Raw genomic sequence first — 18,893 nt, 5'->3', positions numbered from 1 at the left:
CGGAAAGAAAATGCCGGCGCGGATTTCGCGCCGGCATTTTTTCTTCGTTCGCAGGAACCGGTTCAGCGGGCTGGCGCAACAACTTCGCAGGGCGGCAGGTCTATCTGCTGCTGGCTCAGGACGCCTTGACTGTCGGAGCGGACCAGCGACAACAGTGAGTGGTTCGGCAGCGAGTGTTCCACTGTAAGTGTCGTTTCCTGCGGCGTTGTGCTGGCCAGCAGGGTACGCTGTGCTCCCACCGAATCCACCCACAGCTGAGCGCCGGAGGGTGCCAGATCTCGGGTATCCAAATGGATGCGAACCGGCTGTGCGGCATCGTTGCCGCAACTGCCAGCTACCGGATCAGCTGCCAGGGTGGCTGTCGCCGATGCCAGCATGATGCGTTGGTCAAAACGCTGCTCTTGGGTACTTCCGGGCCAGAAGCCGGGCACAGTTGCCAAGGATGGGTATAGGCGATTGCGGATCTGGAACCGGCTGGAAAAGATGTTCAACTGCTTGTCCACTAGCAGCGAGATCAACTTCACCCGCTCTTCCTCGGGATAGCCGCACACGGTCATGATGTCGGTGCAGGCGGTCGGCGGGCTGCGCGGGTCCGTGGCCAGCCGTTGCATGGCCAGTGCCGTGTTTTGCCAGTACGGTATCAGGTAGTGCGGCAGTTTCCAGTTGTAGACCGATGCGTGCCACTGGACGCCCAGCAGGCCGGAGATCAGCAACAAGATGGCGCTGCGTTCGAGCACGCAGGCCTTGGTCGAGGCAGGCGGTGTCGACCGGGTGAGCCGGTAATGGAACATAACCGCGATGGCCACCAGGTTGATCTGGTAGGACATTACGTAACGAGGCTGGTGCAGGTAGTTCCAGTCAAATGCAGGTACCCTGCTCAGGATAATGCCGGCGGTCAGGGCATACGCTACCAGCATCAGGAACGTGGCCATGGCCAACGTACGGTCATATGCGCGGGCACGCCACGCGCCGATTACCGTCACCCAGAAAAAAACCTGGAGAGCAATCACCGCGGCAGCGCACACCAGCGCTGCAGTGCCGGTGTTGTCGGGGAAACGCGAGGTAAGCAGCTGCAGATGCACCAAGCTGTCGGAGAAAGGTATCAGTAGCCCGCTGAAGGCTTCTGTGGTGAGCAGGGATTCGGCCAGCCCACGGCTTGGTAGGAGTACGGCCGCCCCAGTGCCCGCATGCTGGGCGACCCACCAGAGGAAAATGCGGGCAAGGACCAGACCTGTCACGCCGGCGGCGAGAGTGCTGAGCTTGCTGCGTCGGGATGAGGTCAGCAGCGGTACGCAGGCAAGTGCGGCCGCAATCACCAGCACCAGGGCTATCTCGTCGGTGCAGAGACCCAGCAGCAGAGTCGCCACCAGTACCAGCACAGGTCTGGCCTTCTGCAACAACTGGCCCATCACAAGCGAGAAGTACAATGTGCCCAGTAGTAGCGGAATGTACCCGAGTGTCGCCAGCGGCCACGTGAATATGTTGGAGCTGTTGAGCGACAAGCCAAGCGCAAACACCAGCCCGACGCATATCCATGAGAACGCGTTCCGCAGGGGATCAGCTTGAGGCTGGCGCATCATCTCGCGGGAAATGGCCCAGCACCAGGCGATGCCGATGGCAACACCGATTAAGCCCTCGACGCGGAAATCCAGATCGAAATATTTCGTGTGGAACAGGAGCACCAGCTTCTGCAGCGGCTGCGCGTGATCTCCTGCGCCGCGCTGCATGAACAGGTCTAAGAAGGTCAGAGAGCCCTCTAGATAGCGCGGCAGGAACGTCTCGAGGAAGTACCATGCGTCCGATTGCACGAGCGGCGTTGCAACGGCGTCGCTGTACAGCAGGGCATTTGCTGAGGCAGCGATCACTAGCAATATGCCGAAGGCACGCAGAATCAAGGCCATCGGCGCTGTCTTTGGAAAAGGCAGTGCCGATTCCTGGCGCGAGGCATGTGTCTTCGATAGTTCATTCATGCGTACTGCCTCAGTGCCGCGTCGGCCGCCTCCATCACTGCATCCAGCTGCGGCTCAACACCGATCCACAGGGGCATGCGCACCAGCCGAACGCTGATATCGTCGGTGACGTGCATGGTCGAGCCTGTACGTCCCCGGGAGATGCCGGCCGGGGAGGAATGCAGCGGGATGTAGTGGAATACAGACTGCACGCCGCTTGCCTTCAGGTCCTGGATGAAATGCGTCCGCGCCTCCAGCGACGGCAGCAGCATGTAATACATGTGTGCATTGTGGCTGCAGTGGGCCGGTATGGTCGGCCGTACCAGGCGGCCCGCAGCCTCATGCGGGGCTGCCCAGGCGTGGTAACGCTCCCAGATCGCCAGGCGACGAGCGGTGATGTCCTCGGCCGCATCCATCTGCGCGGCCAGGAAGGCGGCAGTGATCTCGCCGGGGAGGAACGAGGAGCCCACATCCACCCAGGTGTACTTGTCGACCTGGCCTCGGAAGAAGCGGCTGCGATTTGTACCCTTTTCGCGAATGATCTCGGCACGTTCAGCATGGGTGTGGTCGCGGCACAACAACGCGCCGCCTTCGCCGGAAATGATGTTCTTGGTTTCGTGGAAGCTCAGAGCGCCGAGATCGCCGATGGTGCCCAGCGGCCTGCCCTTGTAGGTGGACATGATGCCCTGCGCGGCATCCTCGACTACCGCCAGGTCATGGCGCGCGGCAATGGCCAGGATTTCGTCCATTTCGCAGGACACACCTGCGTAGTGCACCACGCAGATGGCCTTGGTCCGCGGGGTGATGGCCGCTTCGATCAGTGTCTCATCGATATTCAGCGTGTCCGCGCGGATGTCCACGAACACTGGCACCGCGCCACGCAGGACGAAGGCATTGGAGGTCGAGACAAACGTGTAGGACGGCATGATCACTTCGTCGCCGTCCTCAAGGTCCAGCAGCAGGGCTGCCATTTCCAGGGCGGCGGTGCACGAGTGGGTCAGCAGCGAAGCGCTGGCGCCGGTGCGCGCGTTCAGCCACGTATGGCATTGCTTGGTGAAGGGACCATCGCCGCTGAGGTGCCCATTGGCATGCGCATGGGTGATGTTGACCAGTTCCTGGCCAGTCATGAATGGCTTGTTGAAAGGAATCACTGCTGCTCCTGATCGTGGCTGGCGTCGGCCTGGCGCACGCATTCCATGATGTAGTGTGTATAGGGGACGAAAAGCATATCGCTTCTGACCTGGCCTTTGACCACCCCGAACTGTGACTCGGCGAGGGCATGGTAGGCGGACGGCGTGCGGATGCTCTGGCCACGATCGCGGGCGATCAGGCCGTGGGCGATGACCGACTGGCCATCGACGTAGGCGCCGTCGAGCGAGATGAAACGGCCGCCCGGCTTGAGGGCGGCATGTGCGGTGCGCATCAGCGCCCGCGCGTGTGAATCGTCAAGGTGGTGCAGTATGCCGATGGCCAGCACGAGGTCCGCCTTCTGCTGCCCTTGACCCACCTTGTAGTCGGTCACGTCCATGCATTCGAAGCGCGCGCGGTCACCAAAGCGCTTCCGTGCTGCGTCGATATAGTCTTGGGACAGATCGAACCCGACGTAGCGCAGGCCCGCGGGCAGCTGACTGAAAAGTTCGCCCGTACCGCAGCCGATATCGAGGACATGATCACCCTGGCGGGGGCGAATATGGTCGCGGATCAGCCGTGCACGGGAGCGACGGGCTCCAAGTAGGTTCTGCAGCAGGTCGTAGACCGCCGGGTGTGAAAGCACTGCGTGCAACCCATCGGTCTTCTGCGACATGGTTCAGGCTCCGGAGCGAGACAGGACAATGACGCCGAGGATGATCAAGGCGGTGCCGGCGATCTTATGCCAGTCGAAGGACTCGCGGAAGAGCAATACCGCAAGGGTTGCCACCAATGGGAAACTCAATGCAGTGAACGGGTAAGCCTTGCTAAGCGGCATCCGGCCGATGGCCGCCATCCAGCACAGCGAAGCGCCGAATGCCGCCGCGAAGGCGCTGATCACCCAGGGATTGAGCAGCAGGGTGATGATCGCACGTGGGTTGAGGCCATCGATGGTCGCGCCGGGATTGAGGTTGACCTGCCATTTCAGCATGAGCTGGCCATATACGGTAAGCAGGATGGTCAAGGCAATGAAAACGTAGCTCATCGGATCAGGTCGCTGGCAGGGTGATTTTGCGGGTAAGGACATCCAGCAGGTCGGTGCCGTCCCAGACCGGGTGGAAGTCCAGGGCGCGGCCGAACGGCACAACTCGATCGATGGCGCGATTGCGTAGGCGGCAAAGAAAGTCGCGCAGAGCTGAAGCCGTGAAGCCGTGCTGTACCAGCGTCTGGTCGCGGTCATCGAGTTGTGCTGCCAGCGCATCAAGTCCGAGCAGGTCGATTTCGACTACCAGACCGTGGCCGGACTGGATCTCGCGGATCCCGCCGTCAGCGCGCGCCGCTTCGAGGCGCAGCGGATATAGGCCGATGGCATCGGCTGAGTGCACGCCATGCTCTGTCGCAGCCAGTAGGTTGGCGTCGGTCACCCGCGCCATCAGCGCAGCCGGCTCGTCTTCCAGCGCAGCGGCCTGCATGCGCACCGCTGGCCAGAAGCATGCCTTGGCTGCCGCGATTGTGGGCTCATCGCCGACCCAGTACAGGGTGCGCGGTGACGAGCAGGCCTGCTGGCCGAACCAGAGTACGTCGTTGCAGAAGCGCCGCGCCAGTTCCTGCAGATCGGCATCGCTGCCGTCGGTGAGGGCAGCTGCACGCATCACGGCTATGCCGAAGCGGTCCGGAAAGGCGAGTTCGACGGCCAGCGGGGAGATCGGCAGCGAGCGGATCTTGGCGACGGTGGCGTCACCGCCCCAGATGATGCGCGCGTGGCAGTGACGGGAGATCGCCGTGGTGATCGAATCGTCGTGCGGGTAGGTCAGCAGTACTGCACGCTCCAGTACCAGCGGGTGCAGGTCCTCGCGCTGCATGTCATGAAGGATCGAAACCAGCGCATCGCGCTGGGTGCTCTGCTTCTGCGACAGGCGTGCCACGTTGGTGTTGCCCGATAGCACCGACATCAGCCAGGCGTACGCGAAAAGTACGTCCACATTGGCCGGTGCCAGATGGAAGATCAGGCCGCGGGCTAGGTCCAGTTCGGCCGGGTGCGTCCCGATGCGTTGCGACAGCTGGTTGACCGCAGCGCCTCGGAACCAGTGGCCCAGGGTGGCCAGCTCGGGGTGCTGGCGCAGCTGCGGCAGTGCGAATACACGTCGGGAGAAATCGGCGACGAACTCGCGCAGCGGCGCGCTGAACGGCAGCAGCGGCGGTAGTGCTGATAGGCGTTCCAGTTCGGCGTCCAGCGCGGCGTCCGGGTGGATTGAGAAGAGCAGTCTGGTCATGCGTTGGGTACCGTGCGGGTATCGCTGCAGCCGCGGATTTCCACGTTCTTGATACGGCCAAGCACCGCGAAGTGCTTGCCGGGGCGGCCGCAGGCGCAGTCGTCCTCGCCGTGGATAACTCCGAGATCTTCGGTCAGCAGGCTATGGCCGGGATAGCTTTCGGGCAGGAGGCTCAGCACCTGGATCGCACCGGTGGTACCGTGCGGTACCGGGCGCAGGTCCTGGAGGTCACGCACGATCACGTCTGCATAGGCCGGTGCATGCAGGTGGCCCTGCTCGCATTCGAAGAAGATCGAGCCGACCTGTTCGACCATGCCGTAATAGTTGTGCACACGCTCGATGCCGAAAGTCTGCGACAGCGCGGCCTTGTAGGCGGCATTGCCGACTTTCTGCTCGTCCATCTTCTTCCAGCCGCCTCCATGCACCAGCATGCTGCCGGCCGGGAAGCGGATCTGCTTGCCGTCGCGGCGTGCAGCCTGCACAAATGACTGCCAGACGATGAAGGTGAAGCCGAACAGCAATACTGGTTCATCAGGCTGGGCGTGCAGCCATTGCTCTAGTGCGGCCCAGTCCGGCTGCAGATCTTCGTCCAGCAGGTACAGATGGTCGCGGCCGAAGTTGGAGAAGCCGAGGATACCTGCGGCGCGTGCGTTGAAGCGACTGCGGTCGCGCAGGAAACTGGAGTCGTCGACCACCAGCATGCGCAGGCGCTTGGCGCCTGCGAAATGGGAGAAGATGCGAGTCAGGGCACGGGCCTGTGCGCGTGCGGTGTCGGCGTCGAGGAAAATGCGCGAAACCGCAGCACCGGTGGTGCCACTGGACACCAGCGTGCGCGAAACCTTGTCATCCTCGATGCTCTTGAGGTCCATCAGCTTGAACATGCGCACCGGCAGCCACGGTACTTGCTCAAGGCTGCTTGCGTCGCCGGCATGCCACAAGCCGTCAAGGATGCGCGCGTAAGGGACACACTGCGCGCGGTGGTGGCCGGTCAGGCGATTGAGCCCGTCCAGCAACCAAATGCGTTTTTGGGCGCGGTCCAGGCCGAAGACATCGACATCCAGGGCGGCGGCCGCATCGGCAGCCGGTGCAGCAGGCAGGGTCACCTTGCAACTCCTTGTCCGGCCATCTGCCGGAGACTCTGGTAATCCACCTTGCCGCTGGCCATCAGGGGCAGCGCATCGAGGTGGAGGGAACGGACGTGACCACCGAACAGTTTGTAGCGTTCCTGCACAAGCTGGCGCACCTGCGCCTGTTCGGCAACCTGAGTGCCGTGGCTGAAGGCCACCAGGTCGTCATCGCCTCCTGAGCAGACGATCTGCTGGCTCAGTGCCGACGACAGCATGGCCTCGACTTCGTCGAGATTGACCCGGTTGCCGGAAATTTTCAGAAAGCGCTTGGCGCGGCCGGTGATGTAATGAAAGCCGTCTTCGTCGACGCGGGCGAGGTCGCCGGTGCGTAATGCGCCCTGCAGCTCGTCACCCTTGGCCAGATCAGTGCGCGTGCTGGCATAGCCCATCATTACGTTGGCGCCGTAATAGATCAGCTCGCCGGTCGTAGCGTCGACCTGCATGCGGCCCCCGGGGACCGGCACGCCGATACTGCCGACCTTGTCGATAATGCGTGCGGACGGAACGTAGCTGATCCGCGGCGATGCCTCGGTCTGGCCATACATGACGAAGAACTCCAGGCGATGGGCTTGGCTGGATTCAGCGAAATAGGCCACCAGTTCATCGCGCAGGCGGCCGCCTGCCTGGGTCAGCATGCGAAGGCTAGGCAGCTGCATTCGGGCCAGACCCATGCGTCGAAGGATCTCGAAGGTGGCCGGAACACCGGACAACGAGGTGATGCCATGGCGCCGTGCGCTGTCCCAGAATTCCCGAGTCATCAGGCTGTCCTCGCTCAGCACCACCGATCCACCCACGGCCAGGTGGCTGTTGAGAATGGACATGCCGAACGAGTAGGCCAGCGGCAGCGTGGTGATCGCGCGATCATCGGCATGCAGGCCCAGGTACTCGACGATGGCGCTGGCATTGGCATTCAGACCAGAGGATGACAGACGAACCAATTTGGAGGAGCCGGTGCTCCCGGAGGTGCTGAGCAGTAGTGCCAAGTCCGGGTGTGGCACGTCGGGTGCTGCGGCCGCCTCACGCACGTGCAGGGACAGCGCTGCGCCCTGATGCACGGTTCGGTAGCCTGCGGCCGCCTTGCCCGGGCTGGCGACCCAGTCAGGCTGGTAGTGCACCACTAACGCGGCAAGTAGCTGGGGGTCTGTGTCCGGCTGCAGTAGCAGGGGAACCTGGCGCCCGCTGCGTAGTGCGCCCAGATAAAGGGCAACGGCATCGACATGGCTGGGCATGCACAGCAGGCCCATGCCGCGCCCGTCTGGAAGACGCGCGGCGTGCTGGTCGGCGAGGTTGGCCAACGCGGTGTAGTCCAGCGATTTATCGCCATCGATCAGGGCGATGCGCGCGTCATGTTGTTCCAGGTTCCAGAACGACATTCAGACCACCATTTGTCCGTCGATGCCGATCACCTGTCCGGTGACATAGGTGGAGGCATCGCTGAGCAGGAAGGCCACCAGTGCGGCGACTTCCTCGGGGGTGCCGGCGCGGCCCATCGCAATCGATGCAACGCGCTTGGCATGCGCGGCTTCGGGCATGCTACGGGTCATGTCGGTATCTATGAAGCCTGGCGAGACAGCATTGACGCGGATGCCGCGTGGGGCTAATTCCTTGGAGGCCGAGCGAGTGGCGCCGAGCAGTGCCGCCTTGCTGGCTGCATATAGGCTGAGCCCAGCGGCACCATTGACGCCCATGATCGACACAAGGTTAACGATGCTGCCTGTGCCGTTGCGGGCCATCAGCCGTGAGGCGTACTGCATCGCCATCAGCGGCACTTTGACGTTGACGGCCAGCACGTGGTCGATGTCCTCGCTTCGAATCATTCCCAGCAAGCCCTCGTGCAGCACGCCGGCGTTGTTGACCAGTCCATCCAACCGGCCGAAGTGGGTGAAGATCTGCTTGAACAGGCCGGCAATGGCCTCGGCATCGGTTAAGTCCATGGCTACGCACAGTGCCGGCGGCGCGCCGAGTGCCTGTATCTGCGCACCCAGGTCGGCCAAGGCCTGTCCGTCGCGGGCCACCAGCACCAACTGTGAGTGCTGAGTAGCCTGCTGCAGGGCAATCGCGCGGCCTATGCCGCGCGATGCGCCGGTGACCAGGATGACTGGCGCAACGTCGGTCATGATCAGACGGCCGCGCCGTGCTTGCGCAGGATTTCGCGGGCCTTGCCCACCGAGCTCATGTCGATGACTTCGTCCATGTCGATCATCACGCCGAATGCCTCTTCCAGCGCGGCCACCACTGACATGTGGGCGATCGAGTCCCACTGCGGGATGGTTGCGTAGCGCAGCTCATCACTCACGTTGTCGGCCGGGATACCCAGTACGCGGGCGAACACGGCAACGACTTGGTCTTCGGTAACGGTGTCATTCATAGAAATTTCCTGAACCCAAACAGGGTGCTGTTGAAATGGAAGCCGAGGCGGGCATAGAGGTTGAGGATGCCCGTATTGGCAGCGGAAACGAGGGTCGTGCACTGCGGAACGCCGCGCGCGGCGAGCGATTCCAGTGCGGTGATCCACAGTGGCAGGGCGAGCATCGCATAGGGGCCGGTGGCACCGGTCAGGAGCAGCTCGCAGTTGCCGTTGTCGGCAGCCACGCGTTCAGCATGGAAGCCGATGGTGCGCCCGCGTGATTCGGCGACATGGGCCAACCCGCTGCTGACCAGGTCTTCGATCCAGTTGGCAGTGCGCAACGCTGCGCGCTGCGGGTCGATGGCGGGGTCTTCCAGGAAGCGGCCATGGATGAAATCGGTCACGGCAATGCGCCGCAGTTCGGGCACGTCCGCGCCGGTCGCAAGGCGCAGCGTCGGCAGCATGCCGCGCGGTACCGGCGGGAGGTTAGCAAACCCGCTGCGCGAGACGGTTAAGGAGGTTTCCACGAAGGTATAGCCCTGCAGCAGCAGGGCCGACTTGGCCGCCGTCTGGGTCGCGTCGATGCGGCCGAACAGGTAGTGCACAGCATGCGCGGTACACCATTGCTCCAGCTCGGAAAGCAGCGAGGCCGCCTGCTCGGCGGTGGAGATCTCCAAGGATGTCACCTCGGCGGTGACGAAGCCAAGTGCGCGCTCATCCCACGGCGTCAGGCGTGCGGCAATACGGCCCTGACTGTTGTCGATGACTACGTTCACCGCGCTTCCTCTGCGTCGTTCACCGCATCGGCGACGATGTAATACGGACGCTTCTGTACGTTGCGGAACACTTGACCAACATACAGTCCAACCACGCCGAGGCAGAACATCACCAGGCCACCGATCAGCCAGACCGAGCCGATGATCGAGGTGTAGCCAGCCACCTCGATGTCCCCGTCCCACCAGCGCAGCAGGCTCATGGCCACCAGCACGAACGCGACCAGGGAGCAGGCGATGCCGGTACCGGCAACCATGCGCAGGGGTTTTTCGGAGTAGCCCAAGGCGATGTTCATCGACAGCTTGAGCAGCTTTCGTAGGGTGTAGGAGGTCTCGCCGACGGCGCGGGCCTGATGCTGCACCGGCAATTTGCCGGTGCGGAAGCCGGCCCACTTGACCATCAACGGAAATGAGCGGTCACGTTCGGGCATCTGGCACACGGCCTGGATGACCTTGCGGTGGTAGATGCCGAAGTTGGCCGTGCTTGGGTCCTGGGGAACACCGGTCAACCAACCCAGCACATTGAAGAAGGCCCAGGAAGACAGGCGCTTGAGCGGAGTGTCCTGACGTTCCTGGCGCTGGGCAAACACCACATCCAGTTGTTCGGCATTGGCCTTGCGATACAACGTCGGAATTTCGCCCGGTACGTCCTGCAGGTCGCAGTCCATGACTACGGTCCATTTGCCACGTGCGTGTTCGATGCCGGCGGAAATGGCTGAATGTTGGCCGAAGTTGCGCGACAAACGCAGGCCGCGCAGCCAGGGACGGCTGCGGGCAAGTTCCGCGATCCGGGCCCAGGCCCCGTCGGGGCTGGCGTCGTCGATCAATATCATCTCGAAGCTGATGCCCATCGTCTTAATAGCAGCTTCCACTTGGTCCACGAGGTCTTCCAGGCACCCCTGGCAACCATAGACCGGTGCCACCACTGAAATCTCAAAGCTGGAATCCCCGCGGCTGGGGGAGGAAGGCATCGCGTCTGTCATGGCGTAGCGGAATCCTTAGGCGCCCTGCCTCGGCACGTAAATGTCACCATCTCGGCAGGCAGCGGGGCGCACGGGGCGTGTACCTGCATCCGCCCGCGCGATGATTAGTGGCGGCAGCCAGCGATTATAGCTTTACAGGCTGTCTCGCACCGATCGGGTGTCATCTCTCCCTGAATGGACCCAGATCCCTGCGTTCGGTTTCTGCGAAGCTCTATCCGTGACTTACTCAAGCTGGATTGTGCCCAGCTCTATGGCGGCGTGCCCCGGACAGGCGATCGAGACCGACAGAGGGCCTGGCTGGGCGTGCAGTGCAGGCTCGCTGAAGCCGGAGGTCACGAGTAGATCACTATAGGCGGTAGCCCCAGTCGTGGTGCCGATACGTACTTGTGGGTGGCCTTGCAGCTGTTTCATGGTGATCCACAACCCACTACTACCGTCAGGCTGGAGGTTGAAGCCCTGTGCTGTCGTGCCAGTGCGCGGACCCCACTGGTCAACCGTGAAGCTGCAATCCTCTACTGCGACGGAGGTAGCCGATTTCAGCTCAGTCGAAACGTCGAGAATACCTACATACACCGGCGGCTGGCCGGGACAGCTGAGACTGACCGGCATGGGGCCAGTGAGGTTGGAGACGGCACTGGTGACGAAGGCGGCCGTAACAAGGTGCTCGCCCACGTTGGTTTCGCCGACGATGTCGCCGATCCTCACTTCGGGCGCGCCCCGCAGATGCTTCATCGCAAACCACATGGCGCTGGAGCCGTCGGGTTGAAGATTGAACCCCTGTCGCGGCATAGCCTGGTGCGGGCCCCACCGATCGACCTCGAATTCGCAGGCCGCATGGCTTGCTTCAACAATCATTGGATGTAGGCGCGGGGCGCGGAATGCCGCGGCGTGCTGCGCGCGCAGATAGTGGCCATCACCGAAGACGATATCTTGGCGAAGTGTGCGTAGTTGGTCGAACTGCTTCCAGGCGGCATTGCATGTCGGGGTGCGCGGCGCGCTGTCGTGCCCGGCGCAGTCAGTCCAGCTTCCATCGTTGCTAGCAAGCAGGTGCCCGCGGAATGGGCGCAGCGTCATCGGGCCGCGTTGGGCAGACTGCGGGAGGAGAGCGCCGTTGCCTAGCAACTGGCCGATCAGGCCAGGTAGCTCGTACATTGGCAGATCGGTGCCTGTGCGAAGCGCGCCACGGTTGCCGTCGAGGATCAGCAGAGGAGTACGGCTGATACCGACTTTGCGCCGGGTCGCTGGGCTGTCGAACACCGCCTTGTCACGGCCGTTCACCGCGGTGTAGGGGTCTGGATCGACATCGAGTGACGGTGAATGGTCGCCGAAGGCAATGATCAGAGCCTCCGGGTCGCGCATCAGGATGTCCTCTGTCCAGTCCATGAAGGCCTTGGTGGTATAGGCCACCGCATTTGCGTAGGCGTGAAGCACCGGAACATCGGCAGGGCTGATTGTCACCAGGTCGGGACGGCGCTCGGAATTGCGCACGAAGCCCCAGTGTGACGACAGTGAAACGAGATAGTTGAATAGGGGGGCATCGGACCGGTTTTCATCCAGATACTGCAGGTTCTGACGGAAGAACGAGCTATCGGCCAGCAGCCCACCTTCCAAGTCATCCAGCTCGAAAGCGCCGATCGGTCGATATATATCGAAGCCAGCGTTGTCATAGGCGCGTATCCGGTTCCAGTTCTCGGCTTGATGCGCGTGGCTGGCTATCGTGCGGTAACCTGAGCGCGCCAGCACTGCGGGAATACAGGGTGAGGGATTGCGCATCAGGTTCACGAAGGCCACCGAGTTGCGTGGGGCGGGCAGGCCGCACAATACTTCGAACTCGGCGTTGGCGGTGGCGCCGCCCATTTCTGGTGACAGTACGTAGGGGCGACCAGCACTTTCCCACAACGCCAAGAAGCGTGGGTCCAACGGACTTCGTGAGCTCTGGTAGCGGTCCAAGAGCGTGATATCCCAGACGCTCTCTAGCAGGACGACATGTACGTTGCGTGGTTTGCTGATACTGCCCGGCCGCCATGCCTGCAGTGTCAGCGCATCGATCTCGGCAGCCGTAGGAACGTTGCCGGTGTCCTCGTGCATCATTCGCCAGTCTTCGAGCAGGTAGATCAACGGACCGCGCACCCGCAGCAAACTGATCTGGTCCTCACGGCCTGGAATCCGCACGACCTCGCCATCGGGCATTTTCAGTTCTTCGATTCCCACCGGGAGCAGGTTTTCTGAGATCGAACGTAGCTGGCCGGACGCTGAGGACAGTAGGAAGACGAAGACTGTAGTCGTGGCCAGCGCCAGCAGGCTGTGCCAGCTCAGTCGAAGACTCCCCAGCGGCAACAGCACAGCTACGGAAATCAGCGCTGTCGCCAGCAGTAAGGGACGACCTGACAAGGTGGCCAGCAGGATGGGCAGCGCCTGTACATCCGCGATGGAAAGCGGGACGTGTAGCATCGCAACCTTGGCTGCGCTGCCGACCAGCAGCAGGCTGGCCAACCCTGTTGTCAGTGCGGCGCCCCACCAGCGGTTACGTAGGCCAGGGCCCATTAACCATAGCGCGCAGCCTAGCAACAGCCCGGTAACGACAATCGCCCCGACGCCATACGTAAACCCAAAGCTGATCCGCGCCACTACGGCCATAATGCTGCAGGCCATCAGGCTGATCGGCAGGTACTTCCACGACGCCGCCAAATCCGTAATGAACGAGCGGGCAGTCGGTCCAATTCCTAGCTTCATCAAATATAAAAATCGTGAGAAAACGCCCGCATTCTGGCCCCACGAAGCCGCTTAAAGACACCTCAAGGGTGTAACGCTATGTATCAAATCTTGTCTGGCCACCTCTTTAAGGTGGCCATGGCAAGGTGCCCGGCGGGAGTGTCAGTCCGGCCGGGGGCTGCGCCGGTTGCTGCATGGCTTTGCAGGTATCGGCTTGGATTACCCTAGTGCGATTTCCAGCTCCGGCAGCAAGGTGAACAGGTCACCGACCAAACCAATATCCGCAATCTCGAAGATCGGCGCATCGCCGTCCTTGTTGATGGCGACGATGGTGCCGGCATCCTTGATGCCGGTCAGGTGCTGGATGGCACCGGAGATGCCCACGGCGATGTACAGCTCCGGGGCGATGATCTTGCCGGTCTGGCCGACCTGCATGTCGCTGGGCACATAGCCGGCGTCCACCGCGGCGCGCGAGGCACCGACGCCGGCGCCGAGCTTGTCAGCCAGCTGGTAGATCACCTTGAAGTTCTCTTCCGAGCCGACGCCGCGGCCGCCGGAGACCACGCGCTTGGCGCTCTGCAGGTCCGGACGGTCGCTCTTGCCGGCGGCCAGGCCGATGAAACGGGTGTGGCCGGGCAGGGCGGCGTCGATGGCCAGGGCCTCAACCGGTGCGCTGTTGCCCTTGGCCGCTTCCGCCCAGGAGGCGGCACGCACAGTGGCCACCACAACCTGATCGGCGGGAGCTTCCACGGTGATGATGGCGTTGCCGGCGTAGATCGGGCGCTTGAAGGTGTGGCTGCCTTCGACGGACATCAGGTCCGAGACCTGGTTGACGCCCAGCAGTGCGGCCACGGCCGGCATCAGATCCTTGCCGGTGGTGGTCGAGGGGCCGAAGACGTGGCTGTAGCCAGCGGCGGCCTTGGCGATCTGCGGGGCCTGTACCTGTGCCAGCGCATGTTCGTTGGCCGGGTTGGCGACGGTCAGCACCCTGCTGACGCCAGCAATCTGTGCGGCTTCAGCGGCAATGGCAGCCGGGTCGGCGGCCAGCACCAGCACGTCGATATCGCCGCCCACGGCGGTCGCGGCCGAAACGGTCTTGGCGACGGCGCTGTTGAGCTTGCCGTCCAGGTGTTCGGCGATGACGAGAATCTTGGCCATTACAGCAACCCCTTCTGCTTGAGTGCGGCCACCAGTTCGGCGGCATCCTTCACCATCACGCCCTTGCTGCGCTTGGCAGGTGCGGCGTAGTGGGTGGTCTTGAACGTGTCGGCGGCTTCAACATCCAGGTCGGCCAGCTGCAGGGTCTCCAGCGGCTTGGCCTTGGCCTTCATGATGTCCGGTAGCTTGATGAAGCGCGGCTCGTTCAGGCGCAGGTCGGTGGTGATGACGGCGGGGAGGTCGACTTCCAGCGTTTCCAGGCCGGCGTCGACTTCACGGGTGACCGTGGCCTTGCCGTCAGCGATCTCAACCTTGGAGGCAAACGTGGCCTGCGGACGCGCCCACAGCGTGGCCAGCATCTGGCCGGTCTGGTTGGCGTCGTCGTCGATGGCCTGCTTGCCGAGGATGACCAGGTCCGGCTGTTCCTTTTCGACCAGCTTGAGCAGGGTGCGGGCGGCGGTCAGCGGCTGGATGGCCTGGTCGGTGACCACGTGGATGGCACGGTTGGCACCCATGGCCAGGCCGTTGCGCAGGTGCGCCTGGGCGTCGGCCGGGGCGATGGTGGCCACCACCACTTCCGTGGCGATGCCCTTGTCGCGCAGGCGCAGGGCTTCTTCTAGGGCGATTTCATCGAACGGGTTCGGCGAAAGCTTGACGCCATCGGTGACCACGCCGGAACCATCCGGCTTGACTTGAATGCGGACGTTGTAGTCCACCACGCGCTTGTACGCGACGAGGATTTTCATGTGCTGCGGGGTCCTTCGGTTGCTGATGGGGTCCGGCGCGGGCCGGGGGACAAATTTTCTCGATTCTAGCCGGGTTGATAGGCCCGTGCGAACGCGTATGGTGTGCGGTCCGCCAGGTCAAATGTCCGGACAAATTGCAGCTTCAGGGCCGCCGTTGTCAATGGTGCAGGTCTAATAACGGCTGGCGTTATATCCTTGGCGGTATTGTTCGCTGCCCCGGCAGCCGTAAATCGGAGAATCAACGCGTGACCACATGGCTTGTGACCGGCGGCGCCGGCTTTATCGGCGGCAATTTTGTATTGGAAGCTGTGGCAAAGGGCATCCGGATCATCAATCTGGATGCACTGACCTATGCCGGCAACCTGAAAACGCTGGATAGCCTTGAAGGCAACCCGAACCACCTGTTCGTTCACGGCGATATTGGTGACCGTGAGCTGGTAGCGCGTCTGCTGGCCGAGCACCGCCCCGACGCGGTGCTGAATTTTGCCGCCGAGAGCCATGTGGACCGCTCGATCGATGGCCCCGGCGCCTTCATCCAGACCAATGTGGTTGGGACGCTTGGTCTGTTGGAGGCCGTGCGCGACTACTGGAAGGCGCTGCCGGCCGATAAGGCGGGCGCATTCCGCTTCCTGCATGTGTCCACCGACGAGGTCTACGGCACGCTGGGAGAAACCGGAAAGTTCACCGAAACCACGCCTTACGCCCCGAACTCGCCGTACTCGGCGTCCAAGGCGGCGTCCGATCATCTGGTGCGTGCGTTCCATCACACCTATGGACTGCCGGTGTTGACCACCAATTGCTCGAACAACTACGGCCCGTATCATTTCCCTGAGAAGCTCATTCCGCTGGTGATCGCTAAGGCCCTGGCCGGCGAACCTCTGCCGGTGTACGGCGATGGCAAGCAGGTGCGCGACTGGCTGTTCGTGGCCGACCACTGCGAAGCGATCCGCACCGTACTGGCCAAAGGCAAGGTGGGCGAGACCTACAACGTCGGTGGCAACTCCGAGAAGCAGAACATCGAGGTGGTGGAGGCGATCTGTGCATTGCTGGATGCACGCCGTCCGCGTGCGGATGGCAAGCCACGCAGTGAGCAGATCACCTATGTCACCGATCGTCCCGGTCACGACCGCCGCTACGCCATCGATGCGTCCAAGCTCAAGAACGAACTGGGCTGGGAACCGAAGCACAGCTTCGAGCAGGGCATCGGCTTCACGGTGGACTGGTATCTGGAAAACCAGCAATGGGTGAACGGCGTGCTGGATGGCAGCTATCGCCTGCAGCGCATCGGCACCGACGCCTGATATCGATGATCCAGTGTCCATGCTCCCCGGCGGACCAACTAGAGAACAACCATGACGCAACGTAAAGGCATCATTCTGGCCGGCGGCTCTGGCACGCGGCTGTATCCGATCACCAAGGGCGTCAGCAAACAATTGCTGCCGGTCTACGACAAGCCGATGATCTATTACCCGCTCAGCGTGCTGATGCTGGCGGGCATCCGTGAAGTGCTGATCATCAATACGCCGCATGAACAGGCTTTGTTCCAACAGCTGCTGGGTGATGGTTCGCAGTGGGGAATGGACATTCAGTACGCGGTACAGGCCAGCCCGGATGGCTTGGCGCAGGCGTATTTGATCGGCCGTGATTTCGTCGGCGGCAAGCCCAGCTGCTTGGTGCTCGGTGACAATATTTTCCACGGCACCGGCCTGCGCGAAGTACTCAAGCGCGCTGATGCGCGTGATGATGGAGCGACGGTGTTCGGCTACTGGGTCAATGACCCGGAACGTTATGGTGTGGCCGAGTTCGGCAAGGATGGCAAGGTTGTCGGGTTGGTTGAAAAGCCTGCTGAGCCGCGCTCCAACTACGCAGTGACCGGCCTGTATTTCTATGACGGCAATGCCAGCGATTACGCTGCTGCGTTGAAGCCGTCACCGCGCGGTGAGCTTGAGATCACAGACCTCAACCAACGTTACTTGGACGAAGGCAAGTTGCAGCTGGAGCCGTTGGGCCGTGGCTACGCCTGGTTGGATACCGGCACGCATCAATCCTTGCTGGAAGCCTCCAACTTCATTGAAACCATCCAGACCCGTCAGGGCCTGCAGGTTTGCTGCCCTGAAGAAATCGCTTACGGGCAGGGCTGGATCAGCGCAGAACAGCTCGAAGCATTGGCTGCACCCTTGTCCAAGAATGGCTATGGGCAGTACCTGCAGAAGTTGATTCAGCGGGGCATCGTTCCGTGAAAGTGATTGAAACGGGAATGCCTGGCTGCGCGGTCATCGAACCCGCAGTGTTTGGTGATGAGCGCGGCTTCTTCTTCGAAACCTGGAATGCCGAACGTTTCAAAGCGCTGGGCCTGCCCGACAAGTTCGTGCAGAGCAACGTTTCCGCTTCAAGCAGGGGCGTGCTGCGTGGCCTGCACTACCAGTGGCCGCGTCCGCAGGGCAAACTGGTCAGTGTGCTGGAAGGCGAGGTGTATGACGTGGCGGTGGATGTCCGTCGTGGCTCGCCGACGTTCGGCCGCTGGGAAGCTGTCATCCTGAGCGCAGAGAACAAGCGCCAGTTCTGGATACCCGAAGGCTTTGCGCACGGCTTTGCCGTGCTTTCGGAACGCGCGCTATTCAACTATTTGTGCACGGACGTCTATGTAAAAGAAGCGGATGCAGGCATTCGCTGGAACGATGCCGATATCGGCGTTGACTGGCCGATCCGCGCTCCGACCTTGTCGGCCAAGGACGAAGCAGCGCCTTTCCTGAAGGACATAGCCGAAGACCGCCTGCCGGTCTATGCGCCATGACCGTGCTGGTCTTTGGCGGCAACGGGCAGGTGGGCCGGGAGCTGCTGCGGGCACTGGCTCCACTGGGGCCCGTCATTGCCACCACGCGCAGCGGAAAGCTGGCGGATGGCAGTGCTTGCGAGGTGGCGGATTTCGATTCGCCTGAAGGCCTGCCGACCTTGCTGGATCGGCTGCAGCCTTCGATGGTCGTCAACGCTGCCGCCTACACCGCCGTCGACAAGGCCGAGCAGGAGCCCGAAGCGGCGTTCCGGGCCAATGCGCAGGCGCCGGGCGCGATCGCTCGATGGTGTGCGGCTCACAACGTGCCAATGGTGCATTACTCCACTGACTATGTATTCGATGGGCAGGGCACTGCGCCTTATGCTGAAGAGCATGCCATGGCACCGTTGGGCGTATACGGCAGCAGCAAGCGTGACGGCGAAGATGCGGTGCGTGCAGCTGGTGGCCGGCACCTGATCTTCCGTACCGCGTGGGTGTATGCCTCGCATGGCGGCAACTTCCTGCGCACGATGCTGCGGGTAGGCGCTGAGCGCGATGAATTGCGGGTGGTGGCCGACCAGCTGGGCACGCCGACGCCGGCAGCCTTGATCGCCGATGTGACTGCGCAGGCCTTGCAGCATCCGGGGCAGTTGTCCGGCACCTGGCATTTGACGGCATCGGGGCAAACCAGTTGGCATGGTTTTGCCGAGGCGATCTTCGCCGAGGCAGTCGCTGCAGGTGTGTTGGCGAAGGCACCGAACGTGCAGGCAATCTCAAGCGCGGAATACCCGACGCCGGCCAAGCGCCCGGCCTGGTCGGTGCTGGATAATCGCAAGCTGCAGCAGGATTTTGGCATCACCTTGCCGGCTTGGCGCGAGGGCCTGCGACACGTGATCGCTGAGATCGCAAAAGCCTGAGCTGCGC

18 protein-coding genes are annotated in these 18,893 nt (G+C 62.5%); 4 read left to right on the top strand and 14 right to left on the bottom strand.

All coding sequences use genetic code 11. From position 1 onward, the window contains the following. Positions 1-62: 62 nt before the first annotated feature. The 14 genes from ACVOKO_RS07180 to ACVOKO_RS07115 all read right to left on the bottom strand — a co-directional run bounded on the left by ACVOKO_RS07180 (position 63) and on the right by ACVOKO_RS07115 (position 15,196). Positions 63-1,970 (bottom strand): hypothetical protein, encoded by a 1,908-nt coding sequence (locus ACVOKO_RS07180; protein WP_346498252.1) that lies wholly within the window; start codon positions 1,968-1,970, stop codon positions 63-65. Then, complete coding sequence (gene rffA / locus ACVOKO_RS07175) at positions 1,967-3,100, bottom strand: dTDP-4-amino-4,6-dideoxygalactose transaminase (RefSeq protein WP_346498251.1); 1,134 nt, start codon at positions 3,098-3,100, stop codon at positions 1,967-1,969. Before rffA ends, ACVOKO_RS07180 begins: the two co-directional genes overlap by 4 nt. Next, positions 3,097-3,753 carry a class I SAM-dependent methyltransferase gene (locus ACVOKO_RS07170; protein WP_346498250.1) on the bottom strand — a complete coding sequence of 219 codons (657 nt, stop codon included), beginning with the start codon at positions 3,751-3,753 and terminating at the stop codon, positions 3,097-3,099. The genes rffA and ACVOKO_RS07170 overlap by 4 nt, the downstream gene beginning before the upstream one ends. Positions 3,754-3,756: 3 nt before the next feature. After that, positions 3,757-4,122, bottom strand: coding sequence for an EamA family transporter (locus ACVOKO_RS07165; protein WP_346498249.1), 366 nt, complete (start codon positions 4,120-4,122; stop codon positions 3,757-3,759). 4 nt (positions 4,123-4,126) lie between these two features. Beyond that, a complete protein-coding gene (locus ACVOKO_RS07160) occupies positions 4,127-5,350 on the bottom strand; it encodes an acyl-CoA reductase (RefSeq protein ID WP_346498248.1) in 1,224 nt (407 codons plus the stop codon). Beyond that, positions 5,347-6,453, bottom strand: coding sequence for a LuxE/PaaK family acyltransferase (locus tag ACVOKO_RS07155; RefSeq protein ID WP_346498247.1), 1,107 nt, complete (start codon positions 6,451-6,453; stop codon positions 5,347-5,349). The genes ACVOKO_RS07160 and ACVOKO_RS07155 overlap by 4 nt, the downstream gene beginning before the upstream one ends. Further along, positions 6,450-7,850 (bottom strand): AMP-binding protein, encoded by a 1,401-nt coding sequence (locus ACVOKO_RS07150; protein WP_346498246.1) that lies wholly within the window; start codon positions 7,848-7,850, stop codon positions 6,450-6,452. Before ACVOKO_RS07150 ends, ACVOKO_RS07155 begins: the two co-directional genes overlap by 4 nt. Continuing rightward, positions 7,851-8,594, bottom strand: coding sequence for an SDR family NAD(P)-dependent oxidoreductase (locus ACVOKO_RS07145; RefSeq protein ID WP_346498245.1), 744 nt, complete (start codon positions 8,592-8,594; stop codon positions 7,851-7,853). Positions 8,595-8,596: 2 nt separating this feature from the next. Continuing rightward, positions 8,597-8,845, bottom strand: a complete 249-nt coding sequence (locus ACVOKO_RS07140) for an acyl carrier protein (protein WP_346498244.1) — start codon at positions 8,843-8,845, stop codon at positions 8,597-8,599. Then, positions 8,842-9,600, bottom strand: a complete 759-nt coding sequence (locus tag ACVOKO_RS07135) for a GNAT family N-acetyltransferase (protein ID WP_346498243.1) — start codon at positions 9,598-9,600, stop codon at positions 8,842-8,844. The genes ACVOKO_RS07140 and ACVOKO_RS07135 overlap by 4 nt, the downstream gene beginning before the upstream one ends. Further along, positions 9,597-10,568: a glycosyltransferase family 2 protein gene (locus ACVOKO_RS07130; protein ID WP_346498242.1), complete on the bottom strand. Its 972-nt coding sequence runs from the start codon at positions 10,566-10,568 to the stop codon at positions 9,597-9,599. The genes ACVOKO_RS07135 and ACVOKO_RS07130 overlap by 4 nt, the downstream gene beginning before the upstream one ends. 234 nt (positions 10,569-10,802) lie before the next feature. Beyond that, on the bottom strand, positions 10,803-13,313 hold the full coding sequence (locus tag ACVOKO_RS07125) for an LTA synthase family protein (protein WP_346498241.1): 2,511 nt from the start codon (positions 13,311-13,313) through the stop codon (positions 10,803-10,805). A 198-nt stretch (positions 13,314-13,511) separates the two neighbouring features. Beyond that, positions 13,512-14,450, bottom strand: coding sequence for an electron transfer flavoprotein subunit alpha/FixB family protein (locus ACVOKO_RS07120; RefSeq protein WP_346498240.1), 939 nt, complete (start codon positions 14,448-14,450; stop codon positions 13,512-13,514). Next, a complete protein-coding gene (locus ACVOKO_RS07115; RefSeq protein ID WP_346498239.1) occupies positions 14,450-15,196 on the bottom strand; it encodes an electron transfer flavoprotein subunit beta/FixA family protein in 747 nt (248 codons plus the stop codon). The genes ACVOKO_RS07120 and ACVOKO_RS07115 overlap by 1 nt, the downstream gene beginning before the upstream one ends. 245 nt (positions 15,197-15,441) lie before the next feature. On the opposite strand from ACVOKO_RS07115, the gene rfbB reads away from it, so the two are divergent. From rfbB to rfbD, 4 genes are read left to right on the top strand one after another with little or no spacing between them, the layout of a single operon-like run. Further along, positions 15,442-16,497 (top strand): dTDP-glucose 4,6-dehydratase, encoded by a 1,056-nt coding sequence (gene rfbB, locus ACVOKO_RS07110; protein WP_346498238.1) that lies wholly within the window; start codon positions 15,442-15,444, stop codon positions 16,495-16,497. Between the two features lie 51 nt (positions 16,498-16,548). Beyond that, positions 16,549-17,436 (top strand): glucose-1-phosphate thymidylyltransferase RfbA, encoded by an 888-nt coding sequence (rfbA, locus tag ACVOKO_RS07105; RefSeq protein WP_346498237.1) that lies wholly within the window; start codon positions 16,549-16,551, stop codon positions 17,434-17,436. Further along, entirely contained in the window at positions 17,433-17,990 is a 558-nt protein-coding gene (gene rfbC, locus ACVOKO_RS07100) for a dTDP-4-dehydrorhamnose 3,5-epimerase (protein ID WP_346498236.1), read from the top strand. The genes rfbA and rfbC overlap by 4 nt, the downstream gene beginning before the upstream one ends. Continuing rightward, positions 17,987-18,886 (top strand): dTDP-4-dehydrorhamnose reductase, encoded by a 900-nt coding sequence (gene rfbD / locus ACVOKO_RS07095; RefSeq protein ID WP_346498235.1) that lies wholly within the window; start codon positions 17,987-17,989, stop codon positions 18,884-18,886. The genes rfbC and rfbD overlap by 4 nt, the downstream gene beginning before the upstream one ends. The last annotated feature ends 7 nt before the right edge of the window (positions 18,887-18,893 follow it).

This window comes from Stenotrophomonas sp. STEN240 (genome assembly GCF_056756175.1).
This window is presented reverse-complemented; position numbering and strand designations above follow the sequence as displayed.